Below are 260 nucleotides of genomic sequence, written 5' to 3'. Positions count from 1 at the left end.
GTCATTTCATCGGCGGTCAGCAGGCCGGCATGGCAGACTTCACCGCGTTGTTGGCGCCGAACGTGAATTCATACCAGCGCTTGTGCCACCCGTTTGCCTCACCGAATAATGCCTGCTGGTCCCACGACAACCGGGCGGCGGGTTTGCGCATTCCGGCCAGCTCGCCGGTGGCCCGCCGGGTGGAGAATCGCTTGCCCGGCGCCGATGCCAATCCGTACCTGGCGATTGCCGCGGGCCTGGCGGCCGGGCTCTACGGTATC

1 pseudogene is annotated in these 260 nt (G+C 66.2%); it reads left to right on the top strand.

What is annotated here, in order from left to right:
- A pseudogene (locus BK665_RS33240) lies at window positions 1–260 on the top strand (glutamine synthetase); the annotation flags it as partial.

The sequence above is a fragment of the Pseudomonas frederiksbergensis genome (assembly GCF_003732665.1).
In the GTDB taxonomy this organism is placed as follows: Bacteria; Pseudomonadota; Gammaproteobacteria; order Pseudomonadales; family Pseudomonadaceae; genus Aquipseudomonas; species Aquipseudomonas frederiksbergensis_G.
Note: the sequence above shows the minus strand (reverse complement) of the source record. Positions and strands in the feature narration are given on the sequence as shown.